This is a genomic window from Candidatus Saccharimonadales bacterium, from assembly GCA_036388415.1.
GTDB lineage: Bacteria > Patescibacteriota > Saccharimonadia > Saccharimonadales > UBA4665 > UBA4665.
Map to the genome: position 1 here is coordinate 244679 of DASVRW010000002.1, position 22362 is coordinate 267040.

At 48.4% G+C, this 22362-nt stretch carries 26 protein-coding genes, 1 tRNA gene and 1 other annotated feature; of the genes, 4 read left to right on the forward strand and 23 right to left on the reverse strand.

The window, feature by feature from the left end; genetic code table 11:
- Positions 1 to 18: 18 nt before the first annotated feature.
- From VF575_01405 to VF575_01455, 11 genes are all read right to left on the reverse strand, one after another.
- A complete protein-coding gene (locus tag VF575_01405; GenBank protein HEX8182240.1) occupies positions 19 to 321 on the reverse strand; it encodes a DUF4287 domain-containing protein in 303 nt (100 codons plus the stop codon).
- A gap of 222 nt (positions 322 to 543) precedes the next feature.
- Entirely contained in the window at positions 544 to 960 is a 417-nt protein-coding gene (locus VF575_01410) for a hypothetical protein (GenBank protein ID HEX8182241.1), read from the reverse strand.
- Between the two features lie 126 nt (positions 961 to 1086).
- The gene (locus VF575_01415; protein ID HEX8182242.1) at positions 1087 to 1449 is read right to left on the reverse strand and encodes an ASCH domain-containing protein; all 363 of its coding nucleotides are present in this window, start codon (positions 1447 to 1449) and stop codon (positions 1087 to 1089) included.
- Between the two features lie 90 nt (positions 1450 to 1539).
- Positions 1540 to 2001: a hypothetical protein gene (locus VF575_01420; GenBank protein HEX8182243.1), complete on the reverse strand. Its 462-nt coding sequence runs from the start codon at positions 1999 to 2001 to the stop codon at positions 1540 to 1542.
- 155 nt (positions 2002 to 2156) lie between these two features.
- A complete protein-coding gene (locus tag VF575_01425; GenBank protein ID HEX8182244.1) occupies positions 2157 to 2456 on the reverse strand; it encodes a hypothetical protein in 300 nt (99 codons plus the stop codon).
- 109 nt (positions 2457 to 2565) lie between these two features.
- Positions 2566 to 3306 (reverse strand): hypothetical protein, encoded by a 741-nt coding sequence (locus tag VF575_01430; GenBank protein HEX8182245.1) that lies wholly within the window; start codon positions 3304 to 3306, stop codon positions 2566 to 2568.
- A 77-nt stretch (positions 3307 to 3383) separates the two neighbouring features.
- The gene (locus VF575_01435) at positions 3384 to 3773 is read right to left on the reverse strand and encodes an NUDIX domain-containing protein (GenBank protein HEX8182246.1); all 390 of its coding nucleotides are present in this window, start codon (positions 3771 to 3773) and stop codon (positions 3384 to 3386) included.
- A 71-nt stretch (positions 3774 to 3844) separates the two neighbouring features.
- Positions 3845 to 4327: a hypothetical protein gene (locus VF575_01440; protein HEX8182247.1), complete on the reverse strand. Its 483-nt coding sequence runs from the start codon at positions 4325 to 4327 to the stop codon at positions 3845 to 3847.
- Between the two features lie 529 nt (positions 4328 to 4856).
- Positions 4857 to 5117, reverse strand: coding sequence for a hypothetical protein (locus VF575_01445; protein HEX8182248.1), 261 nt, complete (start codon positions 5115 to 5117; stop codon positions 4857 to 4859).
- Between the two features lie 105 nt (positions 5118 to 5222).
- Positions 5223 to 5297: transfer RNA gene (locus VF575_01450), tRNA-Gln, on the reverse strand.
- A gap of 45 nt (positions 5298 to 5342) precedes the next feature.
- Positions 5343 to 6098, reverse strand: a complete 756-nt coding sequence (locus VF575_01455) for a M15 family metallopeptidase (protein ID HEX8182249.1) — start codon at positions 6096 to 6098, stop codon at positions 5343 to 5345.
- 146 nt (positions 6099 to 6244) lie between these two features.
- Between VF575_01455 and VF575_01460 the strand changes: the two genes are divergently transcribed.
- Genes VF575_01460 through VF575_01475 form a run of 4 tightly spaced genes read left to right on the forward strand, consistent with a single transcriptional unit; the run spans position 6245 to position 10661 of the window.
- Positions 6245 to 7198, forward strand: a complete 954-nt coding sequence (locus VF575_01460; protein ID HEX8182250.1) for an alpha/beta hydrolase — start codon at positions 6245 to 6247, stop codon at positions 7196 to 7198.
- 19 nt (positions 7199 to 7217) lie between these two features.
- Positions 7218 to 8369 carry a glycosyltransferase family 4 protein gene (locus tag VF575_01465; protein HEX8182251.1) on the forward strand — a complete coding sequence of 384 codons (1152 nt, stop codon included), beginning with the start codon at positions 7218 to 7220 and terminating at the stop codon, positions 8367 to 8369.
- A 5-nt stretch (positions 8370 to 8374) separates the two neighbouring features.
- Positions 8375 to 9526, forward strand: a complete 1152-nt coding sequence (locus VF575_01470; protein HEX8182252.1) for a glycosyltransferase family 4 protein — start codon at positions 8375 to 8377, stop codon at positions 9524 to 9526.
- Positions 9527 to 9530: 4 nt separating this feature from the next.
- Positions 9531 to 10661, forward strand: a complete 1131-nt coding sequence (locus VF575_01475) for an AI-2E family transporter (GenBank protein ID HEX8182253.1) — start codon at positions 9531 to 9533, stop codon at positions 10659 to 10661.
- Between the two features lie 77 nt (positions 10662 to 10738).
- On the opposite strand, the gene cysS is transcribed toward VF575_01475, so the two are convergent.
- The 12 genes from cysS to VF575_01535 form a co-directional block, all read right to left on the reverse strand.
- Positions 10739 to 12166 (reverse strand): cysteine--tRNA ligase, encoded by a 1428-nt coding sequence (gene cysS, locus VF575_01480; GenBank protein ID HEX8182254.1) that lies wholly within the window; start codon positions 12164 to 12166, stop codon positions 10739 to 10741.
- Complete coding sequence (locus VF575_01485) at positions 12132 to 13199, reverse strand: DHH family phosphoesterase (protein ID HEX8182255.1); 1068 nt, start codon at positions 13197 to 13199, stop codon at positions 12132 to 12134. The genes cysS and VF575_01485 overlap by 35 nt, the downstream gene beginning before the upstream one ends.
- Before the next feature lie 27 nt (positions 13200 to 13226).
- A complete protein-coding gene (recR, locus tag VF575_01490) occupies positions 13227 to 13832 on the reverse strand; it encodes a recombination mediator RecR (GenBank protein ID HEX8182256.1) in 606 nt (201 codons plus the stop codon).
- 7 nt (positions 13833 to 13839) lie between these two features.
- Positions 13840 to 14133 carry a YbaB/EbfC family nucleoid-associated protein gene (locus VF575_01495; protein ID HEX8182257.1) on the reverse strand — a complete coding sequence of 98 codons (294 nt, stop codon included), beginning with the start codon at positions 14131 to 14133 and terminating at the stop codon, positions 13840 to 13842.
- 108 nt (positions 14134 to 14241) lie between these two features.
- Positions 14242 to 15444 carry a hypothetical protein gene (locus tag VF575_01500; protein ID HEX8182258.1) on the reverse strand — a complete coding sequence of 401 codons (1203 nt, stop codon included), beginning with the start codon at positions 15442 to 15444 and terminating at the stop codon, positions 14242 to 14244.
- Positions 15445 to 15548: 104 nt separating this feature from the next.
- A complete protein-coding gene (gene dnaB, locus VF575_01505) occupies positions 15549 to 16934 on the reverse strand; it encodes a replicative DNA helicase (protein HEX8182259.1) in 1386 nt (461 codons plus the stop codon).
- 9 nt (positions 16935 to 16943) lie between these two features.
- Positions 16944 to 18572, reverse strand: coding sequence for a DNA polymerase III subunit gamma/tau (dnaX, locus tag VF575_01510; protein ID HEX8182260.1), 1629 nt, complete (start codon positions 18570 to 18572; stop codon positions 16944 to 16946).
- Between the two features lie 150 nt (positions 18573 to 18722).
- On the reverse strand, positions 18723 to 19235 hold the full coding sequence (locus VF575_01515) for a hypothetical protein (protein HEX8182261.1): 513 nt from the start codon (positions 19233 to 19235) through the stop codon (positions 18723 to 18725).
- A 185-nt stretch (positions 19236 to 19420) separates the two neighbouring features.
- Complete coding sequence (locus tag VF575_01520; GenBank protein ID HEX8182262.1) at positions 19421 to 19891, reverse strand: hypothetical protein; 471 nt, start codon at positions 19889 to 19891, stop codon at positions 19421 to 19423.
- 86 nt (positions 19892 to 19977) lie between these two features.
- Positions 19978 to 20352 carry a 50S ribosomal protein L7/L12 gene (gene rplL, locus VF575_01525; protein ID HEX8182263.1) on the reverse strand — a complete coding sequence of 125 codons (375 nt, stop codon included), beginning with the start codon at positions 20350 to 20352 and terminating at the stop codon, positions 19978 to 19980.
- A 71-nt stretch (positions 20353 to 20423) separates the two neighbouring features.
- Positions 20424 to 20948, reverse strand: coding sequence for a 50S ribosomal protein L10 (gene rplJ / locus VF575_01530; GenBank protein ID HEX8182264.1), 525 nt, complete (start codon positions 20946 to 20948; stop codon positions 20424 to 20426).
- A gap of 81 nt (positions 20949 to 21029) precedes the next feature.
- Positions 21030 to 21200 (reverse strand) — a sequence feature (ribosomal protein L10 leader region).
- Positions 21201 to 21214: 14 nt separating this feature from the next.
- Positions 21215 to 22360 carry a M20/M25/M40 family metallo-hydrolase gene (locus VF575_01535; GenBank protein ID HEX8182265.1) on the reverse strand — a complete coding sequence of 382 codons (1146 nt, stop codon included), beginning with the start codon at positions 22358 to 22360 and terminating at the stop codon, positions 21215 to 21217.
- Positions 22361 to 22362 lie beyond the last annotated feature (2 nt).

Sequence of the window (22362 nt, forward strand, 5' to 3'; positions counted from 1 at the left end):
GACTGTCAAAAAATTACTTTATGTATTTTGTGCAGACTGCTTCTTATTTTTGCCGTCTAAACGCAGCGTATCTGTTTCATCGCAGTGTTTGCCCTGACTGCCCACGTGTTTGTCACTTATCTTAGGACCATGTTTTATGACATGGACTAAGGCCATGGCATGTCCATGCCCGAGTCCAAAATCTTGTTTGAGCCAGCTCACGATTTCGGCTGGTTTGACTGAGGGGTCATCAAAGCCCTTACTCTGAGCGAGCTTTATAAAATCATCCGGCGTTTTCCCGGTTTTTGCTTCGATATTATCTAAGTATGCTTGAAACGACATAGGTATAGTATAGCAAGCTGCAGCCTATGTTGCTGTGCTGCCGTTGGTACTACCATCGAAGCATCGACGAGATTGTTAATTCAACTCCTCCAGGTCTGAGGGCTGACCCTGCGGCACCAACCGATGTTGTGCGTCGGCACTATGCCGGTAGCTTTGCTTATAATGCGTACAGCGATTGAAAATAATGAGCTGCTGCTCTTAATCAATATATTTCAAACTCTTCTAGCCGATAGGGCCTATGGGCTCTCCTGTCTTACCGCTAAAAACAATCGTAGCGTTCTCATTGAATTTGTTGTATGTCGACGCGGATACTTCCGTGCGTTTCACAAAGCAACCAGGATCGGAAGTATGAGTATCTAGATTGAAAGAGGGGCGATTAACCGTCAATCCATTTTTGACGCTCTCAATATCTGAGATGCATTGCTTCAAACCAAAATAGTAGACAGTGGGCCATAGAGACGGATTGCTCGCGTCATATTCCGACTGGGCCCGCTTATAATCGATTTGAGCCGGGACACCGGATACGATTTGCTGCTCACCTGATTGGCCGCAATTGGCGACAAGCATCAAAATCGCGCCAGTACCTAGCGCCTGAGCGGTTTTTTTATCAAATATTTTATGGTTACCTTTCTCAGACATGCCGATACATTACCATATTTATGTGCGCGAGGAAACGCATCAATTTGGCGAGGACTAAGCGTCTGAGATTGTAGCTATCAATCTTGTAGCTTTTAGAAACTGTTTCGGTGATCGGTTTTCGCGAACCTAGCTATATTTAAATGTAAATGCCACAACACCGTATTCAGCTTCATCTTCAGGTGTATAAAATGTATGATACGTAGCTATTGCTTCATCAAGGGATTTTACTGTAGGTAATATAGACTCGATATCTAATGATTCCAGCATCTCGCGAAATGAGACGAAGTACAGTATTTGCGTGATCCTTATTATCCCCTGATTAGGGATGGATTTGATAATTGAGCCATTTTCCCATACGTCCTCGCGTAGCTGCAAGCTATCACCGACTTTAAGCTTTAAGAATTTTGCTTTCCCCAGTCTGCCTTCAACTGTCTTGTTTCCTTCAAAAATTTGCTTTAATACTGTAGATTCTATTCCAATTTCTTCCATTAGATAACTATAACAAACTAAGACCAGTTAAGTATTTTTCTGTAGATTCGCTGTAAGTTCGTAGAGTTAGCTCCCGCCAGTACATTTCCTTTATCGGTTTCGATAATGCGATACGACATCACCTGGCGGCAATACAGTGAATGTCTCGCCCAATACCCTCCGCATGGTTAGGTCGTATATATTCATGCTTTCAAAATTAAATGGTTCCCGAGCATAGAACGCAACCGCCTTTGGTAAAGCATATCCTATTTCCAATGCAGTCGATGCGCCAATGTAGCCTTCATTATTCATGACATACATAAAATCGGAGTTATCAATCGCTCGTAGGAACCTATCTTCAATTTGTTTCGCTGTTAGGTTCTCTTCGGTCGGTAATGGCCGTAATCGGCCTTGTGCAGAATAATGCTTCAATTCATGCGGAGGTATAATTAGCCACCCTTTTGTAGACTCCAATACCCAAACGCCTTGTTGACTAAATTCGTCTATAGCTTCATCTATTTCAGGCTTATATTTAAAACTTCCAGATATTACTGCTTTTATTCTCTCGCTCATTGAGTACTCATTTTTGCATTAATTACGAGTTATGCAAGCGTAAGCAATATTGCAACTCCTATCTGACGTACTTCGCAACTTGTAAGTATTTTTAATATTTCCGGTAACGTCATCCATAGCCCTCACGTACCAAATACCAACATCGGCAAATCTACTCAGCCGGCGAAAGCTTTTGTGATTCTACCGTCGTCAATTTCAAAGTTCATGCGATCGGCCGAATAATCCATGGTAGAGGTAAAACTCTCGCTATCTCTACGCACGATTCTGTATGTGACATTGTCTTTCTCGGCTCGGGCAACCGCTTCTTTCTCCGTAAGTCCTACGTATGCATCTGCAGTTGTCGTGCCAGACGTGTCGCGCGAAGTACCAGCCTGTTGATTATGTGCGGCGAATCCTAAGCCGATAATGACAATGGAGAAGGCAGCAACGATGAGTAATAACTTTTTCTTATTCATGAATGAATGATATCAAAAAAGACGCTTCAATAAGAATCATTCAAGCATAAGCAACTTGGCTATCCTTAGTTGATGTGCTTCAAACTTTTATATCCTCACAGCTAACGAATTAGCCATGAGGATTCCGTGATAACACATCGTCATTACCCTCGTCTAGAAGCGTAACAAAACTTTTTGAACCCTTTGAAAGCTCTTTTTCTGCACCATGCCGACTCCCCCATTCGCTGTATACATTTGCGTATAATACCGAGATCTTCGGAATTTTAGTCCTACTTTCCCCATCATCGTACCGACCGCGTCCAATTGTTTTGAGTCCACTCGTAGCTATTGCCGCATGTATCCCGGTACTGGAATGAGCTGGCTCTACTGTCCATGCCTTCGGAGTAAATTCACTCTGCCGGCCGCCCGTTGACTGGAGTAAAAGTTCTTTATAAGCTGACGCCAGCAATTCCTCTTCGTCCACACTCGTCCATGCATGTATATTCGGATTTGCATTGCCGAACGTTTTTGAAAGCGGGCTAATAGCAATTCGAGGAGGTAGCGGGATCCGCTGTCTTTTAAGTGGAAGCCCTGGATATATAGAGGCAGAGCCTTTTACGTCGCCATCAGCATTTACGACTGCGAAATGTCCTAGATCACGATGTTCAGCTTGACCCTTGCGTATTTTATTTTCGGCCTCGTCCAATCTACTGTATCTGGCGATTACGCCTTCTAAATTTCTTTGTAATAATAAGTCCGTACTTTGTGCAACTACAGAATGTAATTGATATGCCAATTCGAATGAGTCGAATTCGGTATACGGTATTAAAATTCGAGATATATCGCCCTGTTCATTTGATATAGTATTCATTAAACTATTATAACATGAAACATCAGTATATAAACATAAGAAGCTTGGCTACCCCTAGTTGATGTACTTCGTAACTTTTAAAGTAGACATTTCGCAGCAACTTTAAATTTGTCTGGTAAATCTAAGTTATAAAAATCATCGAAATTGATCCATTCGAAAGAACTGTGCTCATGGCTAATTGCTGTCGCATCGCCGTAATATTTTGTTGAGTAGAACAAAGTTAATATATATGCAGGACTTACTTCAGTTGATGCGTGTATTATGGTAGCCGTATTGATGTCAATCGACGTCTCTTCTTTGATTTCACGCAGTACTGCTGTATTAGGATCTTCCTTGTGTTCAACTATCCCTCCAGGTAAATCCCACTTCCCTGGCCTGATTCGCGCAGTGTCGGATCTTTTGAGTATGAGAACTCTCCCAGCATCATCTGTGATAAAACATTTTGTTACTAGGTTTATATTATTCATTCAGTAACTATAGCAAAAAGACTGCTTACTGCTTAATAAGAAGTCTTTAAGCATAATCAATATGGCTACTCCTAATCGACGTACTTCGCAACTATTTCCAAGATCCTATCGACAGTTTCGTTGATTGAGAGATCTGAATTATCAATAACATATCCGAAGCTTGGAGATGCAATACCCGTATCGTAATGGTATTTAACCCTAGATACTTCCCACTCCGAAAGTTTACGGTTTCCTCTAATGCCCTGTGCTATTTCTAGCCGGGGAGCAAGAGTAATGACAATTTGTGGCTTTGTGTGTATCTCATTCTTAAAACGAATAAAATCCTCAGGCCTTATAACATAATTCGCTACTACGTCTTTACCTTCATTTGAGTATTCGTTGATTGTAGCAATGGCGAGATCCATTGACTTGTCTAAATCAGTAGCAAGATTGAAATTTGGAATAGTATCGTTCAGATCATCTACATTTATTAAAGCTGCATTGATGCGATCGGCGAGTGCATTTGATGTAGATGTCTTACCGGAATTGATGCTACCTGATATAAAAATTAGCATAAACTATATAATATCATCAATAAACTAATATGTATACTGCTTATGCTCGACTAGGACGGAGGGATAGTGCACGTCAATCTATGCGCCGTGCTGCGCTCGGGCATGAGACTGACGACCGAACCTCGTTCATTGAATCCCGGCACTCGAACCAGGATATGAAAAAGCTCCAAGCGTTGCCTGGAGCTTTTTCATACGGCTACCCCTAGTTGACGCACTTCGAACTTTTATATCTGAGAACAGTCAGCCTCAGATACATTATCAATGAAATATTGTAGAGCTGGGCTAGTGATTAGAGCTTTCTGTATTTCTTCGTCTGTTGGTCGTTCAGAAGTTTTTGAAACTAGAGCAAACACATGATCGTGATCAATACTTTCCCCTAATGGGTTGTTCGTCAGTGCTTCATAAAATGTCATAATAATACAATAACATTAATAATGATATTTGGCTACCCCTAGTTGACGTACTTCGCAACTCTCAGTGACTGTATCAATCTAAGGAAAAATTAATTCCTATTAGAATCTATCTGATTCTAGAGTAGTCCACGAGCCTGTTTGTTCCTGAAGTATTCATCGTCGATGATGTCTATCGAACCTATTACTGATAATTGAGGGGCAGATGTATAACCGGTGAAGATAGGCGGCGCCTTCGGCTGAGGCGGGTAAAAGCCTTCATATTGGCGGTCTTTTGGAGATAAATCCTCAGCTTCGTCGTCCATGCCCCATGCAGCACTGCATTCTATCTCGCCAAAATCTGGTAAACTGCTGTTTAATTGTCGTTCATACTTAGGCATGTTGTGTGCTTCCTCTGCTAACAAATGGTAATTATACCTTATAATTACCATAATAGCAATAGCAGTCTAATCGATCCGAATGAACCAACAAATTATGCTTATGCTTGGCTAGGGCGGAGGGATTCGAACCCCCGAATGCCAGTACCAAAAACTGGTGCCTTACCACTTGGCGACGCCCTACTATAGCAGTGCGTGTAGAATTATACATTACAGAGGCGATCGGTGCTACCTATAGTCTGCCCCACCGCTGATACCAAAGAACTCTTCGAGTGTGGCAACCTTCTGTTTGCGTAGCTCTGCTGCAAGATCGACCCCGACATACCGAAAATGCCATGACTCTGCCCGGTAGCCAGTGATTGGTGTATCATCCGGTGTGTAGCGGAGTATGTATCCGTACTTGTAAGCATTGTCTGCGGCCCATTTGCCTTCAGCTGTTTCGCCGAAGCAATCTTCGATGTAGCAGCCACCGCCTGCCAGATCAACGCCAAAGCCGGTTTGGTGCTCGCTGTATCCGGGCCGGGCGCTCTGACTGTCGGCAACCGCCTGACCGTTGGTCGCTACCTCACGGTTATATACTGTCACCTGCGTAGTATAAGAGCGATAAGCGCTAGCTGGGGTAATTGTTAGTCCTGCTTGTTTGGCGTCGCTCAGCATACGTGCGAGTGCTGTCGCTGCTTCGGCGCGCAGATATTGCCCATTGCCGACAGCAGTTAGATCGGTCGGGGCGTACGACAATTGTGACAATGGATGGTGCTTGTTGACGACGACCCAAATACTACCGGGGTCAGTTCGCGACAGCCGAGTTTTGTTAAACGAAGCCGACGCGAAATTTGTAGCTGACGCAGGCTTTTGTTTTGTCGCTTTTGCAGTAGCACCGCTGACTGAAGCTGTACTGTCGGAGCGCGAGACTAATGTAATTGTTCCGACTATCAGCATGCATACGACAAGCAGTATAAGGATGATACGAGTGCGGCGTGGCATAGTATTGATTATACGTCACTACGAGGTTTCTACGCGAACCAATGACAAGGCTTATGCAGTGGCTAGCATATAGTTCTATACTAGAGCCACGCTCGCATCTATTCGAGTTGTTCGACTCTCGGAAATACGGTACAGTTGACATATCTATGGCAGAACAAACGCATAATCCGGCAGACTATATTGTGCCGCTTAATATTAGTGGACTCGAAGGCCGGATGCTGCGCTTGCCGCACCAGCCTTCCGGGAAATCGCCAGTACACCACCGCGAGATATTATTCGTATACGGTCATCACTCCACGCTCGAACGATGGTGGGGACTGATGGAAGTACTCAGTGAGTATGGCACAGTGACGATGCCCGACCTGCCCGGCTTCGGCGGCATGGATAGTTACTACAAAGTTGGGCAAAAGCCGACGATTGATGCGCTGGCAGATTATCTCGCTGCCTTCATCAAGTGGCGCTACAAGCACAAGAAAGTCACGATTGCAGGGATGAGTTTTGGATTTGTCGTCGTCACCCGCATGCTCCAGCGTTATCCTGAGCTGACACACAAGGTTGATATGCTTGTTAGTATCGTCGGTTTTGCCCACCATCAGGATTTTACCTTCACCCGTCCGCGCTACTGGTTTTATCGTTTGGGAGCTGGTGTTTTGTCGCACAATCCCATGGCATGGCTATTCCGCAGCACGCTACTGACTCGTCCCGTGCTGCGGGCTGCCTATGGTCGTACGCATAATGCCAAAAACAAATTTGCTGCTGCCACTAACGCCGATGAATTTAATGCCATGATGGACGTCGAAGTCGGGCTGTGGCAGAAAAATGATGTCCGGACGCATATGTTCACTACCGTGCAACTGCTGACGCTTGATAACTGCACGAAACAAGTTAATTTGCCCGTCTGGCATGTGTCGACCGAAAACGATCACTTCTTTGACCATACAGTCGTAGAACAGCATCTGCGCATCATATTCACAGACTTTCACGATGCTCCCACGACGTTGCCAAATCATGCACCGAGTGTCATCGCCGATGCGGCCACGGCTGCTCCTTTGCTGCCGACAGTGCTCCGCGAAGCGCTTTCGCAGCCTTCAGAAGCCTGACTATGGTATACTGATGGTAATGAAGATCGGTCTTATATGCCCGTACAACATCGCTAGAGGCGGTGGTGTTCAGGAAATTGTACGTGCCATGCAGAAGGAACTCATCCACCGTGGGCACGACGTCAAGATCCTGACACCTGAGCCGCGAGAGCTAGCCGATTCACATCGAACCAAAGATATTATCTTTGTCGGATCGGCCGCTGATTTCAAATCGCCCTTACATACGACATCGCAGTTTTCGGTAACGGCCGATATGTACGGTATTGAACAAATGCTGGAAGAACAACAGTTTGATATTTTGCACTTCCACGAGCCATGGGTGCCTATGCTCAGCCGGCAGATTCTTAGCCGTTCAACGAGCGTCAACATCGCAACCTTCCATGCCAAATTACCTGAAACCATGATGAGCCGCACTGTCGTACGAGTCGTTACGCCCTATACCAAGGCAGTCCTGCGCAATCTCGATGAATTGACTGCCGTATCCGAAGCTGCAGCCGAATATGTCAGCACCATGACTGATGCGCCGATATCGATTATTCCTAACGGTATCGATCTGTCGCAGTTTAAAGCCATCAGTAAAATTAGCACACCGAGTAAAAAGACCAAGAAGACGCTGTTATATATTGGTCGCTTGGAGCGCCGCAAGGGTGTCAATAATTTGCTCGAAGCCTACGGCCATTTGAGTGACCGGTCACCGGACGTCGAGCTTATCATTGCTGGTGATGGGCCGGACCGTGAAAAACTTGAAGCAACGGCCAGTGAACTTGACCTGCCAAATGTTAAATTCCTGGGCTACATCAGCGAAGAGGAAAAGATCAAATTGCTGGCGACAGCAGATCTCTTCTGCGCGCCTGCTCTGTACGGTGAAAGCTTTGGCATTGTACTGCTCGAGGCAATGGCATCGGGCCTGGTGACGGTTGCCGGAAACAATCCGGGGTACGCATCCGTCATGCAGGAGCTTGGTTCCATCTCGCTCGTCGATCCTAAAAACTCGGATGAATTTGCACGCCGGATGCACGTGCTGCTGTATGATGATGAGCTGCGCAGTCTCTGGAAAAAATGGGCTAAGGGCTACGTCAAGCAGTTCAGCTATCCGAAAATCGTCGATCAATACGTTGAAGTATACGAGACGGCTCACAAGCGCCACGCAACTATCAATGAAATGGCTTAGCAATTATGAAAATAGGCTTTGTACTCGACGATACGCTAGATTCAACTGATGGAGTACAGCAGTATGTGCTAACGCTTGGTGTCTGGCTGTCGGGCCAGGGTCATGAGGTGCACTATCTCGTCGGTCACACGACCCGGACTGACATGACATCGGTGCATAGCCTGAGCCGTAATATGAATGTTCGGTTCAATGGCAATCGGATGTCGATGCCGCTGCCTGCCAGCCGGAGGCGGATCAAAGCTTTGCTGGCCCGGGAGCAGTTTGATATTTTGCATGTTCAGATGCCTTATAGTCCATGGCTGGCTCACCGGATCATCATGGCAGCACCAGCGTCAACGGCCATCATGGGAACATTTCATATTGCGCCACATACCAGTCTTGTCAATCGTGCTACCAAAGCTCTAGCGCTGTGGACCCGTCAGTCACTTAGGCGCTTTGATGGCATTGTCAGCGTCAGTACGGCTGCTGCTGACTTTGCGCGTACGACCTATGGTATTGAAACAACGGTACTTCCGAATGTTGTCACGATCTCAGAATTTTCCAATGCTCAGCCCTTCCCGCGCTATGCAAGCAAGCCAACCATTGTCTATCTGGGCAGACTCATGCCGCGCAAGGGCTGCCAAGTGCTACTGGAAGCAGTTAGTCGTCTGCGGGCAACTGATCCGGACCTAGATTTTCAGGTCGTCATCTGTGGACGAGGACCGCTTGAATCGACGCTTAAGTCCTTTGTCGCTCGTCATAACTTGGCCGACCGAGTTGAGTTTACCGGTTATATCAGCGAGAGTGATAAGCCCAAATATCTGAAGTCAGCCGATCTAGCGGTCTTTCCAAGTAGCGGCGGCGAAAGTTTCGGGATCGTACTGATCGAGGCAATGGCAGTCAAAGGTCCAGTGGTGCTGGCGGCTCAGAATGCTGGATACGGGGCAGTGCTAGCGCCCTATCCGGATGTGTTATTCAAAGTTGATGACGCAGCCGAGCTAGCGAACAAGATTTGTACGTATCTGACTGACCCTCGAAAGCATGCTAGAGCTCTCAAATGGCAGGCATCGTACGGGCCGCAGTTTGACGTAGCGGTTGTCGGTGAAAAACTGCTCAAGCAATACAAACGAGCCCAGCAAAAGCGGACTAGCCGCTCCAATGAAACCGTGAGACAATAAACGCATGTTTAAACGATTTAAAAAAGATACTGTTGAAGAAACTGAAGTAACTATTAGTAACAAGACAGTGCTGCGCGTGCTGGCTCTGGTGATTGGTGCGTTTTTATTGCTGGCCGCCATCCAGCAAGCAGCCTCGTCGCTGATACTTATTTTTACCGCATTCTTCCTGGCGCTTGCCTTGAACGGTCCTGTTCAGGGTATCGCCCGCCGACTTCCTGGCAGCCTGCGCGGTAAGCGCTCTGTGGCAACGGCAATATCATTTCTGGTGGTCGTCCTGTTTTTCGTCGGATTTTTGGCAAGTATCGTTCCACCGCTTATCAAACAGACTGAGAGTTTTGTGAATTCAGTACCGCAGCTGGTACGCGATGCCCATGACCAGGATAGCGAAATCGGCAGCCTGATCCGACGCTACCGCCTGGAAGGACAATTAAACACTGCCTCGAATGATATCGGCGAAAAACTACAAGGCATTGGCGGCTCGGCACTGTCGACAGTTGCCAAAGTCGGTAGTAGCTTGTTCGCAATTTTGACGATACTTGTACTAACATTCATGATGCTGATCGAGGGGCCGAAAGTACTCGCCTTTTTCCGGGAACTTGTGCCTCCGAAAAAGCGCCGGCATGCCGATCGGCTGGCTGGCGATATGTACCGTGTGGTCAAGGGCTTTATTAACGGTCAAGTGACGCTGGCGGCACTCGCGGCGATACTCATATTCCCGGCCTTCTTTATACTGGACATCAGCTATCCGGTTGCGCTCATGGTCATTGTATTTATCTGTGGTCTCATACCGATGTTTGGACACACTATCGGTGCGGTCATCGTGACATTGGTCGCCCTCGCCACTTCCCCATTGGCCGCAATTATCATTTTTGGTTACTACATTCTGTATCAACAGATCGAAAATTATATTGTCCAGCCGCGCATTCAGGCTAATTCCACCAACATGTCTCCACTTCTGGTATTTATATCGGTTGTTATCGGTATCAAGTTCGGCGGCTTGTTCGGTGGTCTGTTCGCAATCCCGGTTGCTGGCTGTATCCGCATCGCCGTTCTCGACTATCTTGTCAATCATGAATACATCAATAACACGGAAACTCCGGTCATAGATAAAACTGCTGAAGAGGCAAAAGCCTAGCACTCCTTATGTGTATGCTATGTAGTTGGTTGTCAGACTGTTCTCGATAGATAATTTACTAACGCTGCGGCTGTAATCTACAGCCGATACCATAATGATCGGTCGCCAGCATCGCGGATGCCAATGCCTTGTGCGGATATTGCCTCACGCAGCTGATCGGATTGCGCCCAGTTCTTGTCGGCACGGGCAAGAGTACGTTCGGCAATCAGGTTCTTTTGCTCATCGCTAATGTCGGAGCTGGCAAGCAGGTCGATACCGAGAGCGTCATAAATGTAAACACTCAAAAACGATTCAAATACATCTTTGGCTTGACTGGTGTAGCCGTCTCGCAGCTGTGTTTCGTATTCGCTCAGTATAGCAAGTACCTGTGGGGTATTCAGGTCATGCTGTAGCGCATTGCTTATGAGTTTGGGTAGAGTATGAGTCAGTAATTCTATATAGCCGGCATTGGCGGCTCCTGGTATATCCTGCCAGCGGACATCAGCCATCGCCTGATAGCTCTGAAGCCGATTGTGGGCCGCTTCGAGACCGGCCATACTAAACAGGCTTTGGCTGCGATAATGCGATTCAAGCACATGTAGCCGTACGGTTTGTGCCGATATGCCCTTCTTTAGAATATCCTGCAAACGTATACCATTGCCGAGGCTTTTCGATATCTTATTACCTTCTGCCATCACGTGATTGCCGTGCATCCAATAATTCGCGAAACGCTTGCCGGTAGCAGCCTCGCTTTGAGCAATTTCATTGGTATGGTGCACGGGTACGTGATCGATACCGCCGGTATGTATGTCAATGGTGTCTCCAAGGTACTTCATGCTCATTGCCGAGCATTCAATATGCCAGCCTGGAAAGCCGATTCCCCACGGGCTTTCCCATTCCATATCTCGGCGCTTGTCGCCGTTTCCTTCAGTTGCGGCAGGACTGAATTTCCAAAGGGCAAAATCAGTCGGGTTGCGCTTTTCGGTGTTATATTCGACCCGCGCACCGGCCTGTTGGCCCTCCAGGTCCAGACGTGCAAAAGCGGCATAACTCTCAAATTTACTAGTATCGAAATAGACGCCGTCGCTGATAATGTAGGTGTAGCCCTTGTCTGTTAGGCGCTCGATTAGTGCAATTTGCTCGGCTATATGATCGGTTGCCTTCGTGATATGATCAGGCTTGGATATATTGAGCAGTTTCATGCAATCAAGAAAATCTTTGGTATAGAACTCAGCAACTTCCCATGCCGTTTTGCCTTCGCGTCGGGCGCCCTTTTCAAGTTTGTCTTCGCCATCATCTGCATCACTCACAAGATGGCCGACGTCGGTTATATTCATAACCCACTCCGGCCGCATGCCGCTCTGTCGAAGTGTTCTAATTAAAATATCCATTCGGATATAGTTAAACCAATGTCCGATATGGGCATAATCATAGACGGTGGGTCCACAGGTATAGACCGTTACGGTTGGTGCGTTCAGCGGCTCTATAGTATCAATTTGTCTGGTAAGTGTGTTGTAGAGTTTCATGGTCGGTTGCGTCCTGTTCAATTTTATCAAGAAGTATGGCTGCTTGTGTCAAACATTCACTTTTTATTTCGTTGAACGGCCGACCATCGACTACTTTGAAGCCGCTGGCGTAGGGATGTCCACCACCACCCATATGCGTTGCCAGCGCACCAGCAACACCGTAACCCGTGCTGGCTCGCAGGGCCGCCGTGACTTTGCCGTCATCGTATGTCTTAAAAACAATAGCCAGACGGACGCCCTGTACCTGCAGCATGTCGAACTGAACCAATGGTCCGGGATTGTATAATGGGCTGAAGCTGTTGATTTCATCCTGCGGTATCGTCAAGTGTGCAATCCGGCCGCCTGAGATAAACTCGGTTCGCGATAGCAGACGGCCTTTGTACCTGTATATTGTCTCCGGCATTTTGCTGTATTCCCGGCGATGCTCTTCGAGTTTTGGCCGGTTGGCACCATGCTCGACCAGATCGGCCATGACACGGTAGGTGCCGGCTTTGGTCAGCTCGTTCATGAGGCCCTGGGTATCGCCTAGAATCGATGCCATTAATGCTTCACAGGCAGTGCCGCTGAGCGGCCAATCATACGAGTCGGCTAGTCTATATATTAGTTCGCCCGTCGATGCGACCTGATTATCGCAAATTGTCACCTGCGCAAAATCGATTGGCTGTTCGACATTAGTATGATGATCAAGCACGACGCAAGGACGCGCCTTTACGGCCGCCAACATAATCGGTTGGGATGATAGTTTTTCGAACAGCGTATAGGTACCGGCATCAACAATAATGCTGGCATCAAATTGTTTAGGCACTTCGCGTTGTACCCGGTCCCAGCCCGCTAAATAGCGTAGATATTCCGGCATATCGACGCCGCAGTACATGTCCACATTCTTGCCGATATCACTCAGTATTTGCTCAAGCGCCAGCGCGCTGCCGAGACTGTCGGCATCGGGGTTGTCGGCCTGTAAAATGACAATATGCTGCGCTGCATCGATAATGGTTTGTAACTGCGTAGCTTCTGGATATAGGTCGGTTGTCATAAAGTTATTATACGGCACGCAGCACGGTTATAATGTTTGTCTGCCAGATAAAGCCCGACCCAGCGTGATTTGGTCAGCGTACTCAAGGTCGACGCCGATAGGCAGTCCGCGCGCCAATCGGGTTACTTTGACTGGCCTATTGCCGATTTGTTGCTGTATGAACAATGCAGTTGACTCGCCCTCAACGCTGGCGTTTGTCGCTAAAATAATTTCAGTGACCTTATCCTCGTCAATTCTGCTGGTCAGCTCCGCAATATGAAGCTGATCCGGACCAATGCCGTCGATTGGCGATACTAGCCCACCGAGCACATGGTACGTGCCTTGGAACTGACCGGTTTTTTCAAGTGCGACGACATCAAACGGCTCTGCCACAACTGCCACTACCTGCTTGTCACGGCGCGGGTCTGTGTACAGGTCTGATAGTTCACTGTCGGCCGATATCAGCGCAAAAGTCTTACGGCAATAGCTCACGCCGGTATGCAGACGCAGCAGCGTATCGGCCAGTCGGGCGCTAGTGTGCGGCTCGTGCTTGAGCAAAAAATAAGCATACCGCTCGGCCGTGCGCGGGCCGACACCGGGCAATGCGGCCAAAGCGTCAATAAGATCAGTTAAGGCAGGTGGTAGTACTTGCATGTACTACTTATAAACCTAGATTGCCAAGTGAACCCATCATTGGTTGCATCTTTTCGGCAGCTTCCTTTTGACTTTCCTGAATAGCCGTTTTGACAGCATCTTCAATCCAACGCTCCAGCTGTCCGATATCTTCGAGGTCTATGTAGTCTGGATCTATATGTATTTTCTTGATTTTCTGTTCACCGCTGATCTCTACTTTGACAGCACCGTCGCCGGCTTCAACAGTAATGATCTGATTGGCAAGTTCCTTTTGGATTTTACGAACCTGCATTAACATTTTGGCTTGATCAAATTTCGTCACGGTTATCTCCCTTATTCTGAAATATTCGAATACATTCAGTATACCAAATCAAGACATGAACGCGTAACCGGTGACTGTCCGGCAGTAGTATCGGCCTGTGTGTATCTGCTATAACTTTGTATTAAAAACTTTTGAAGTTTCGATGTTGTAGCGCCAGGCGACAAAATAACTGCGGGTCTGATAAACGCTAGTCAGGAACACAGCCAGTAAAATGGCCACAATGCCGCAGGTTCGGGCCAGCGGATTGTTTGGAAATACTTTCATCCATTCATGTAGTATGTAGGCTATTCCAGCCGCCAGCAGCAGATAGACGACCGGTATGACCATTGAAATCGAATTTATACCGATGATGCCGACGAGCGCCCAGGCAACGCCAGCCAGTGCGACGATCAGCCGGGTGCGGGCAGCCCGAAGATGCGTCGCATAAAAGTAGGCTCCGAGCGCAAACATAATAATTTCGAAGGAGCTGAGCAACGGCAGCGTACCAAGCCAGTGCACCGGATCAAACGAACTGCTGACAAATAGACTTTTCGGAACGTCAACCAGATTGGATAGAACATTCGTGACTGACAGATTCGCTGGCCCAGTTCCTGCCGGTAGCCCAATCCATTGCCAGACAAGTAACGGCGACTGGATCAGGCCATAGATAAGCGGCGCAATCAGTGCCAGGCTGCCAATAATGCTGGCGGCACGCAGCCAGCCAGCACGGGTCGCTTCCCAGGCTTCAAAGATATTTTTACGTTGCAAAATAATACCAGCCAATACCAACCACACCATACCAGGAACGTACAGAACGCCGATCAGGGCGGCAAGCGTTGTTGGTAGTGCCAGTGACGTTTGGCGGCCGTTCTTATTCGGAGTCAGCACAACAACAATAGTCAGTATGCTGACGAGCCACAATATTTCCGGGGTACCGAGCCGAGAAACATGCAAAAACCAGCTGGAGCTGATAAACAACCAGGTTGCCAGCATGGCGACACGCATGCGATGCCACTGCCGGGCAACAAAATAAAACAGCGTTGCTGCCAGTGCGCCAAACATGGTGCTGATCAGACGCTGCGAGGTGATACCGTCGTGCCCGGTAGCGACCACTAGCCGCCCGACGACACTGTACGGTGCATTGAGTGGATTCGTAATGATGTTTTGCCAACTGGCTGCTGCCGTCCGGCTGGCTACCTCTACATCAGCAGCATTGCCATAGGTCAGCGAGCCAAGCCGGAACCACAGCAACGTCAGCAGAAGTGCTACACTGGCAACTCCAAGCAGGATGTGCCATACATGACGACTAATAACTAATTTGTATTTTTTCATTGTTCAAATATGATGTTTGCTATATTTGCTCGGGATCAGCCTTGCTGCATGCAGTATAGCAATTTTTGGCGTAGAACTCGATATTTAGCGGCGTCTGCCGTGTCTTATTCGAACGGATCGCCTGCTCCGCCGTGATGGGTGTCGAGGCCGCGGAAACGCTGCTTGTCCTTATCGAAGTACAGCTCGACGTTGCCGAGCGGACCGTTACGGTGTTTCTTGATCAGGATATCGGTGATGTTTTTACGGTCGGTATCGGGGTTGTAATAATCTTCGCGGTAAATAAAGGCGACCACATCAGCATCCTGCTCGATGGAGCCTGATTCGCGGAGATCGGACAATTGCGGGATTTGCGGCGTCCGGCTTTCGACGGAACGGCTGAGCTGGCTCAGTGCAATCACCGGCGCGTTGAGTTCACGGGCGATGCCTTTCAGGCCACGGGAAATTTCTGAGATTTCTTGTACGCGGTTGCCGTCCCCACCGAACCTTGATCCGCCGCTCATGAGCTGCAGGTAATCGACAATAATCAGGCCGGGTGGACGCAGGTGCGCTTCGCGCCGCGCCTTGGTGCGCATGTCACTGACAGTAATACCAGGCGTATCATCGATGTATATCGGTGCTTCTGACAGCGTTCCCATGGCTTCACCAATTTTTTCAAAGTCTGTGTCACTGAGGTTGCCTGTCCGTAGCGCCCAGGCGTCAACGCCGGATTCCATAGACAGCAAACGGTCGACTAACTGCTCTTTGCTCATTTCCAGGCTAAATAACAGTACTGGCTCTTTGGAGTGGACAGCGACATTATGTGCGAGGTTGAGTACGAAGGCGGTTTTACCCATAGACGGGCGGGCGGCTAAGATAAATAAGTCGGATTTTTGCAGACCTGCCAAGATATTGTCCATATCCTTGAAACCGGTCGGGACGCCGCGGATGGATTTTTTGTCTTTGTGTAGTTCGTCGAGCCGTTCGAAGCTTTCGGCTAAGATATCCTCGATTGATACGATGGTTTGTTTGACGTGCTGCTGGCTAACTTGAAACAGGCGTGTCTCCGCTTCCTCGATCAGCTCTTTGAGGCTCCTTGATTCGTCAAAGCCAAGCCCGCTAATCTCATTTGAGGTGTGTATCAGTCGACGCCGCATCGATTTTTGGGCGACAATGTCAGCATACTGTTCGACGTGGGCGGCAGTTGGTACGAAATTTGTCAGTTCGGTCAAATACGTCGGGCCGCCGATCATATCCAGATAGCCCATATTTTTGAGCTGATCGGAAAGCGTCAGCACGTCAATGGCTTGCCGCTTTTCATAGAGCTGCGTAATGGCGTCGTAGATATGCTGATTACGAGCATCGAAGAAATCGCCGGGCAGTATAGCATCGGCTATTTTGACAATCGCATCGGCGTCGATGAGTATGGCGCCGAGCAGTGAGGCTTCGGCATCCGTATTTTGCGGCTGCTCTGTCTGATTGAATTTGGGTGTGGTTGTTTTGGTCGTTTTCATAATGTGTCGTTACGAGTCCAGTACTTCAGCGCTGCCGAATATGTTTTGTATCGCTTCCATATCGTTTCCGGAGGGGGTTGTGTCGGTAGCTGCTGTCACACCGCCCGAAACGCCGTCTTTGACGTAAGTACAGGTCACGATAGCATCAGAACCGGTAATTTGCTTGATGTACGCCGCGATAATTTTCTTGTTCTTGACTTCATTTAGTCGTTTCTGGTGAAACAAAAATTTAAACTGCAGTTCGACCCCATCGGCCGTAAATACCGGGTTTGCCATTCGCAGAACACCATACAAGGTATTATATTCCTTTTTTATACTGCCGAGTACGTTTGGCCAGGCAGCAGCATCCAGTAAAATGACAGCCGAAGGAGTGGCGGCCTCAGTATCAGCAGATTGAGGTGTTGGAGGTACTTCAGTCGTTACCGTGGCCTTCGGTGTTTTGGCGGCTTTAGCTGGTGTCGGTTGTGTCTCGTTTGCGGCCATTGGAGCCGGCTGCTGGACTGGATCGGGCATGCTACTGTCAATTGACGCAGACGCAGCGGATGTTGGCTGAGGAGCTACCGGCGTTGCTACCGCTTGTTGCTCGGCTGCTCTAACGGGTTCGGCAGTGGAATGAGCATGAGCAGGCGTCACGAGCGGCATGGGTGGCGATGAACCATGCACCGTATCGGCAGATTCAAGCAGCACTATTTCCAGCAGGCGCTCAGGATTGTGCGAGGCCGGCACTTCGATTAAGGATTTCATGAGCGATAATGATTGGCCGACTGGCAGTAACGGCTTGCTGACGGTCAGTGCAGTCCGTAATTTGCCAGCGAGCTGGCTGGCGATATTGGCAGCTTGCAGGCCCTGGGCGTACAAATCACTGAGTTTCCCGAGTAGTTCGCCGGACGGCGTTGCGTGGCTCAGTGCAATGATGAGCTCATCGATCGCTTCGTCTGGAACTATGCCCAGCAGCTGCCGGACATCGGCTGCGCGGATCTCCGTTTGATCATTCAGGTTGCTCAGACTTTGCGCCTGATCGAGGACGCTGATGCTGTCGCGGAACGAGCCTTCACCATGTGCGGCCAGGATGGCTAATGCCTCGTCGTCGATTGCGACGTTTTCGGTGGTTGCAATATGACGCAAATGCTCAATGACCTTGGCTGCATCGACGGTTTTAAAGGTGTAATGCTGCGTGCGGCTAACGATTGTTTCCGGTAGTTTGTGTGCCTCGGTGGTAGCTAGTATAAAGACAGCGTGAGCTGGCGGCTCCTCGAGTGTCTTGAGTAAGGCATTGAAAGCTTCGCGGGTGAGCATGTGGACTTCATCGATAATATAGACTTTGTAAGCACCACTGGTCGGCGCAATGTATACTTTGTCACGCAGATCGCGGATTTCGTCGATCCGCCGATTGCTGGCGGCGTCTATCTCAATGATGTCGAGGTGCATTGAGTCGTCAGTGTAGGCCAGTCCATTGATCTCGTGCGCCAGGATACGAGCGATCGAGGTTTTGCCGACGCCGCGCGGTCCGCTAAAGAGATAGGCATGACTAATACGCCCACTGGCGAGTGCCTTGGTAAGCGTGTCCGTGATGTGTTCCTGGCCAACTATCTCACTCAGCGACTTCGAACGGTATTTTCGATATAATGCTTGCCCCATAGTTACTAGCTATTATACTCGCTTATGCAGTAAGCAGCGCGTTGTAGATTTGCAGATAGATATAAAATGTACCAACGCAATCCGCGGTTACTGCCCGATTCGGAATATCGGCTTGTTGTTTACTTGCAAACAAATGGACGCGTATGGCTACTAGAGAGCAGCTTCGAGGGCGGCCCATTCGGCCTGTGAGTCGTCTTCGGGGAGGTTGACGCTAACCTGGTCATTTGGCTTGGCCTTGAAGTACGTCACGCTGGCTAGCAACACACGGTAGTGCTTGCCAGCGACATCGACGAAGTAATGGCCGTTTTCGAGCTTGAGTGTACCGACAACTTGTTTGCGGGCAATTGGCCCAATCTGCTTGTATAAAAATGAACCGTCATCGGCTATCGTCAGCTTGAGGATGTCACCCTGCACCAGCTTGGACTTCGACGCATAATTGGCTGGTACTGGATACGTTTTGCTATCGCTGCCGACCATATTCTGACCGTCAAATACGCCCTCTATGATTTTGCCCATCTGGTCATCGCGGGTTGCGGCTGGCGCAACCATTTCATCATCGCCAACTAGGCTGATGAGTAATTCAGTTGCTGCCGCCAGGCTGGTCTCAGCCTCTTGAATAAGTGCCCGTAATCTTTTGATTTGTTTTTCTGCTACATCTGCCATGATGGTATTTATTCTCTCTGCGTGTCTCTCAACTATGTCTCGTGGTAATACTGATAGTTTTTGTCTGGTGTCCTCTTAGACATAATCCTACCACTTCATCAAAGTCAAGTCAAAAGTTTATGAAATGGCTTAAGCTTTGATAAGCAAACCCTCTAAGTATTTGTTTCATACCTAGGGTATGCAGTTTATCCTTGCGTAACGGGTAATTTTACATCACTGGCTTCGGTATCAGGCTGTAATTGCGCCAAGCAGACGAAGTCATATTCACGGCCATTATTGACGCCAACTGGATTGGACAGACACGACACCGAACTTATATATCCGTTAATTTTTTCTTGATTACCGCATCCATTTGCCCATATGAGCATATTTGCACTTCTTGCAGCATCATCATAATCAAGCAGACCGGGTTCGACGGCAGTGACAGAAACCTCAGCAGTAGCAAAATAATGCCCGGCTAATTGTGTCAAATTCTGGCAGCGCTGCTCGTTGGCCACATACGCATCGGAACTTTCTAACATTCGCCTTTGATCGTGTAAGGCGTAAGCACTTCCAACCGATATGCTTGTTACTAAACCAGCAGCGACGAGAACTGCCGCGCGTAAATATTTACGATGTTTCACAGGTTCGATAAGTGGTAGTTCTGGCGATGTCATTAGAATATAATATCCTAAACAATAAGATACCGCAAACATATTGTCTGCGGTATCTTATTGTTGTTAATCGTTAGCTTAGATTAAAACTAGGCGAGTTCGACAGTAGCGCCGGCGTCTTCGAGGGCTTTCTTGGCCTTGTCGGCGTCGTCTTTGCTTACTTTTTCGAGGATGGTCTTTGGTACGCCATCGACAAGTGCTTTGGCTTCACCCAGGCCGAGGCTGGTGATGTCTTTGACGGCCTTGATGACAGCGACTTTCTGGGCGCCAGCGTCTTTGAGGACAACGTCGAATTCAGTCTGTACGTCTTCAGCAGGACCGGCGTCTCCGGCAGGACCAGCGACAGCGACAGCTGCAGCAGCTGGCTCAATACCGTATTCATCCTTCAGGATGGTCTTTAGTTCGTTTACTTCAAGTACAGTCAGCTTTGTCAGCTCTTCTGCAAGTTTCTTTAAATCAGCCATGATGTATGATTCCTTCAATTATATTGTTTGTGGCAAATGCCTTAATGATTGCTACTTACGATAGTTTGTACTTACGCGGTAGCTTTGTCTGAAACACCGTCAAGCAAAGCGTGCAGGTTGCCTGATAGAGCGTTCGTAACGTCGTGAACCGGCGACAGCAGCATTGCAACTACTTGGCCGATCATTTCGTTCTTGCTTGGCATGGTTGCCAGTGATTTGACTTCGTCCGCAGTCAGGAACTTGCCTTCGGCGCTGATCGCACCAACAAATTCAAGTGTTGGATTGAGCTTGGCGAAGGTAGCGATGACCTGAGCTGGCGCGACTTCGTCCTGATCGTTGAAGGCGTACAGTAGCATGCCTTCCAGGGCGCTCGTGTCAGTGCCTTTGAGAGCGTCTGATTGTGCGAGTGCCTTGATAACCAAGCGGTTTTTGACGACTTTGAGCTGCGTACCATTGCCACGGGCCTCGCGGCGCAGATTCTGCAATGCCTTGACAGTCGTACCCTGGTACTTTGTCACGACAGTCATTTTGGATGCGCTTAGTAGCTGGGCCACTTCTGCGACAACTTCGTTTTTCTTGTCCTTAGTTAATGCCATGTATGCATTATTCCTTTGATGCTTTGCAGCATTAATTTGCTTTCTGATCACGACTCGACCTTGTCGTGATGTGTTAGATCCGTTGCCAAACAAAAACGCCTCTTGCAGTTGTGTGGTGCAGAAAGACGTTCAAACATTCATCGATATCGTACATTACTGTGCAATATGAGAATTTGTTTGTACCTCGGCGACTAATTAAGGTAGGTACAAGTACTTACCTGTCGCTGTCTCTGGCAACTTAAGAACTATTATAACTCGAGAAGTAGCTATGCGTCAACTTGGACGGACCGGTTGCCGGGCTCATGAGTATATTTTGAATCCAGATCAACGGCTGCGACGATCGTTACGAATTTTTTGACAACTTCATAATACTGATAAAATTCTTTTTCACTGATCCACTCATTTGGTCCGTGATGGCCACCGCCTTTCGGCCGGGCGGAAATAGTTGTAATACCCCTCGGCACCAAATACCGGGCATCGCTCGCCGCAAATGAATGCGTATAGCCAGGCGCTTTGCCCGTTATCTGCTCCGTGACTGATTGCCACACCTCCAGCAACGGCGAGTCGACATCATGCTGAATCGCAGCAGCCTGCGCCGTGAAAACGGCTTTCACAGTATGTTTTTCGCAAAACGCCTGAAAGTGTTTCTTGAAACTGGCGTAGCTAGCTTCGTCAGGATAGCGGATATCGAATGTTGCGGTCGCTTCGCCGGGAATCTGGTTGTAAGCGGGCCCTGCATCAAACCTGGTCAGTGTGCAGGTTGTATCAAGCGGCGCGGTATATGGAAATTGCTCGCCGAGTAACGTCAGTATGTCTACCAGTTTCACGGCCGCATTATCGCCTTCCCATGGCCGCGATCCATGTGCACTCTTGCCGCTAACAAGAATTTCGGCGGTTGCAAAGCCCTTTGAGCTGGCCTCAATATTCCACTCATCACCGCTATCTGGCAGTATGCAGACGTCGGCGCCGTAGCCTTGGTTGAGCAAATAATCAACGCCGTTGAGGCCATTTACTTCTTCATCTGCCGTTAACATGACCGCAAAATCATACTGCTGCGCTGCTGGTCCCATATCTTCCAGTAAATGGACGAAGCAGGCAGCAGCGTATTTCATATCATAGACGCCGCGCCCAAATAATTTTCCTTCTTTTTGAACAAGTTGGAACTGCTCTGGATAGGCTGGAACGACGTCAATATGCGACTGCAATAGCACCTTGGGATGCTTCGTATCCTGGGTCGAGATGACAAGTGATTCGTAGCCGTTTGAGCTATAACGATTTATGTACAGCCGCGGTGACTGTATCTGAGATACAATAGAGTCGTAACACGATCCGACCTGCGCATGATTGCCGGTCACTGTTTCGAAACCAACGAGCTGTCGCAGCCCCTGCAAAAGTTGCACATAATCAGACATAA

What these genes read in the sequence shown, in the direction of transcription:
- VF575_01405 (HEX8182240.1), bottom strand. Translation starts at nt 321, where the DNA reads ATGTCGTTTCAAGCATACTTAGATAATATCGAAGCAAAAACCGGGAAA.
- VF575_01410 (HEX8182241.1), bottom strand. Translation starts at nt 960, where the DNA reads ATGTCTGAGAAAGGTAACCATAAAATATTTGATAAAAAAACCGCTCAG.
- VF575_01415 (HEX8182242.1), bottom strand. Translation starts at nt 1,449, where the DNA reads ATGGAAGAAATTGGAATAGAATCTACAGTATTAAAGCAAATTTTTGAA.
- VF575_01420 (HEX8182243.1), bottom strand. Translation starts at nt 2,001, where the DNA reads ATGAGCGAGAGAATAAAAGCAGTAATATCTGGAAGTTTTAAATATAAG.
- VF575_01425 (HEX8182244.1), bottom strand. Translation starts at nt 2,456, where the DNA reads ATGAATAAGAAAAAGTTATTACTCATCGTTGCTGCCTTCTCCATTGTC.
- VF575_01430 (HEX8182245.1), bottom strand. Translation starts at nt 3,306, where the DNA reads ATGAATACTATATCAAATGAACAGGGCGATATATCTCGAATTTTAATA.
- VF575_01435 (HEX8182246.1), bottom strand. Translation starts at nt 3,773, where the DNA reads ATGAATAATATAAACCTAGTAACAAAATGTTTTATCACAGATGATGCT.
- VF575_01440 (HEX8182247.1), bottom strand. Translation starts at nt 4,327, where the DNA reads ATGCTAATTTTTATATCAGGTAGCATCAATTCCGGTAAGACATCTACA.
- VF575_01445 (HEX8182248.1), bottom strand. Translation starts at nt 5,117, where the DNA reads ATGCCTAAGTATGAACGACAATTAAACAGCAGTTTACCAGATTTTGGC.
- VF575_01455 (HEX8182249.1), bottom strand. Translation starts at nt 6,098, where the DNA reads ATGCCACGCCGCACTCGTATCATCCTTATACTGCTTGTCGTATGCATG.
- VF575_01460 (HEX8182250.1), top strand. Translation starts at nt 6,245, where the DNA reads ATGGCAGAACAAACGCATAATCCGGCAGACTATATTGTGCCGCTTAAT.
- VF575_01465 (HEX8182251.1), top strand. Translation starts at nt 7,218, where the DNA reads ATGAAGATCGGTCTTATATGCCCGTACAACATCGCTAGAGGCGGTGGT.
- VF575_01470 (HEX8182252.1), top strand. Translation starts at nt 8,375, where the DNA reads ATGAAAATAGGCTTTGTACTCGACGATACGCTAGATTCAACTGATGGA.
- VF575_01475 (HEX8182253.1), top strand. Translation starts at nt 9,531, where the DNA reads ATGTTTAAACGATTTAAAAAAGATACTGTTGAAGAAACTGAAGTAACT.
- cysS (HEX8182254.1), bottom strand. Translation starts at nt 12,166, where the DNA reads ATGAAACTCTACAACACACTTACCAGACAAATTGATACTATAGAGCCG.
- VF575_01485 (HEX8182255.1), bottom strand. Translation starts at nt 13,199, where the DNA reads ATGACAACCGACCTATATCCAGAAGCTACGCAGTTACAAACCATTATC.
- recR (HEX8182256.1), bottom strand. Translation starts at nt 13,832, where the DNA reads ATGCAAGTACTACCACCTGCCTTAACTGATCTTATTGACGCTTTGGCC.
- VF575_01500 (HEX8182258.1), bottom strand. Translation starts at nt 15,444, where the DNA reads ATGAAAAAATACAAATTAGTTATTAGTCGTCATGTATGGCACATCCTG.
- dnaB (HEX8182259.1), bottom strand. Translation starts at nt 16,934, where the DNA reads ATGAAAACGACCAAAACAACCACACCCAAATTCAATCAGACAGAGCAG.
- dnaX (HEX8182260.1), bottom strand. Translation starts at nt 18,572, where the DNA reads ATGGGGCAAGCATTATATCGAAAATACCGTTCGAAGTCGCTGAGTGAG.
- VF575_01515 (HEX8182261.1), bottom strand. Translation starts at nt 19,235, where the DNA reads ATGGCAGATGTAGCAGAAAAACAAATCAAAAGATTACGGGCACTTATT.
- VF575_01520 (HEX8182262.1), bottom strand. Translation starts at nt 19,891, where the DNA reads ATGACATCGCCAGAACTACCACTTATCGAACCTGTGAAACATCGTAAA.
- rplL (HEX8182263.1), bottom strand. Translation starts at nt 20,352, where the DNA reads ATGGCTGATTTAAAGAAACTTGCAGAAGAGCTGACAAAGCTGACTGTA.
- rplJ (HEX8182264.1), bottom strand. Translation starts at nt 20,948, where the DNA reads ATGGCATTAACTAAGGACAAGAAAAACGAAGTTGTCGCAGAAGTGGCC.
- VF575_01535 (HEX8182265.1), bottom strand. Translation starts at nt 22,360, where the DNA reads ATGTCTGATTATGTGCAACTTTTGCAGGGGCTGCGACAGCTCGTTGGT.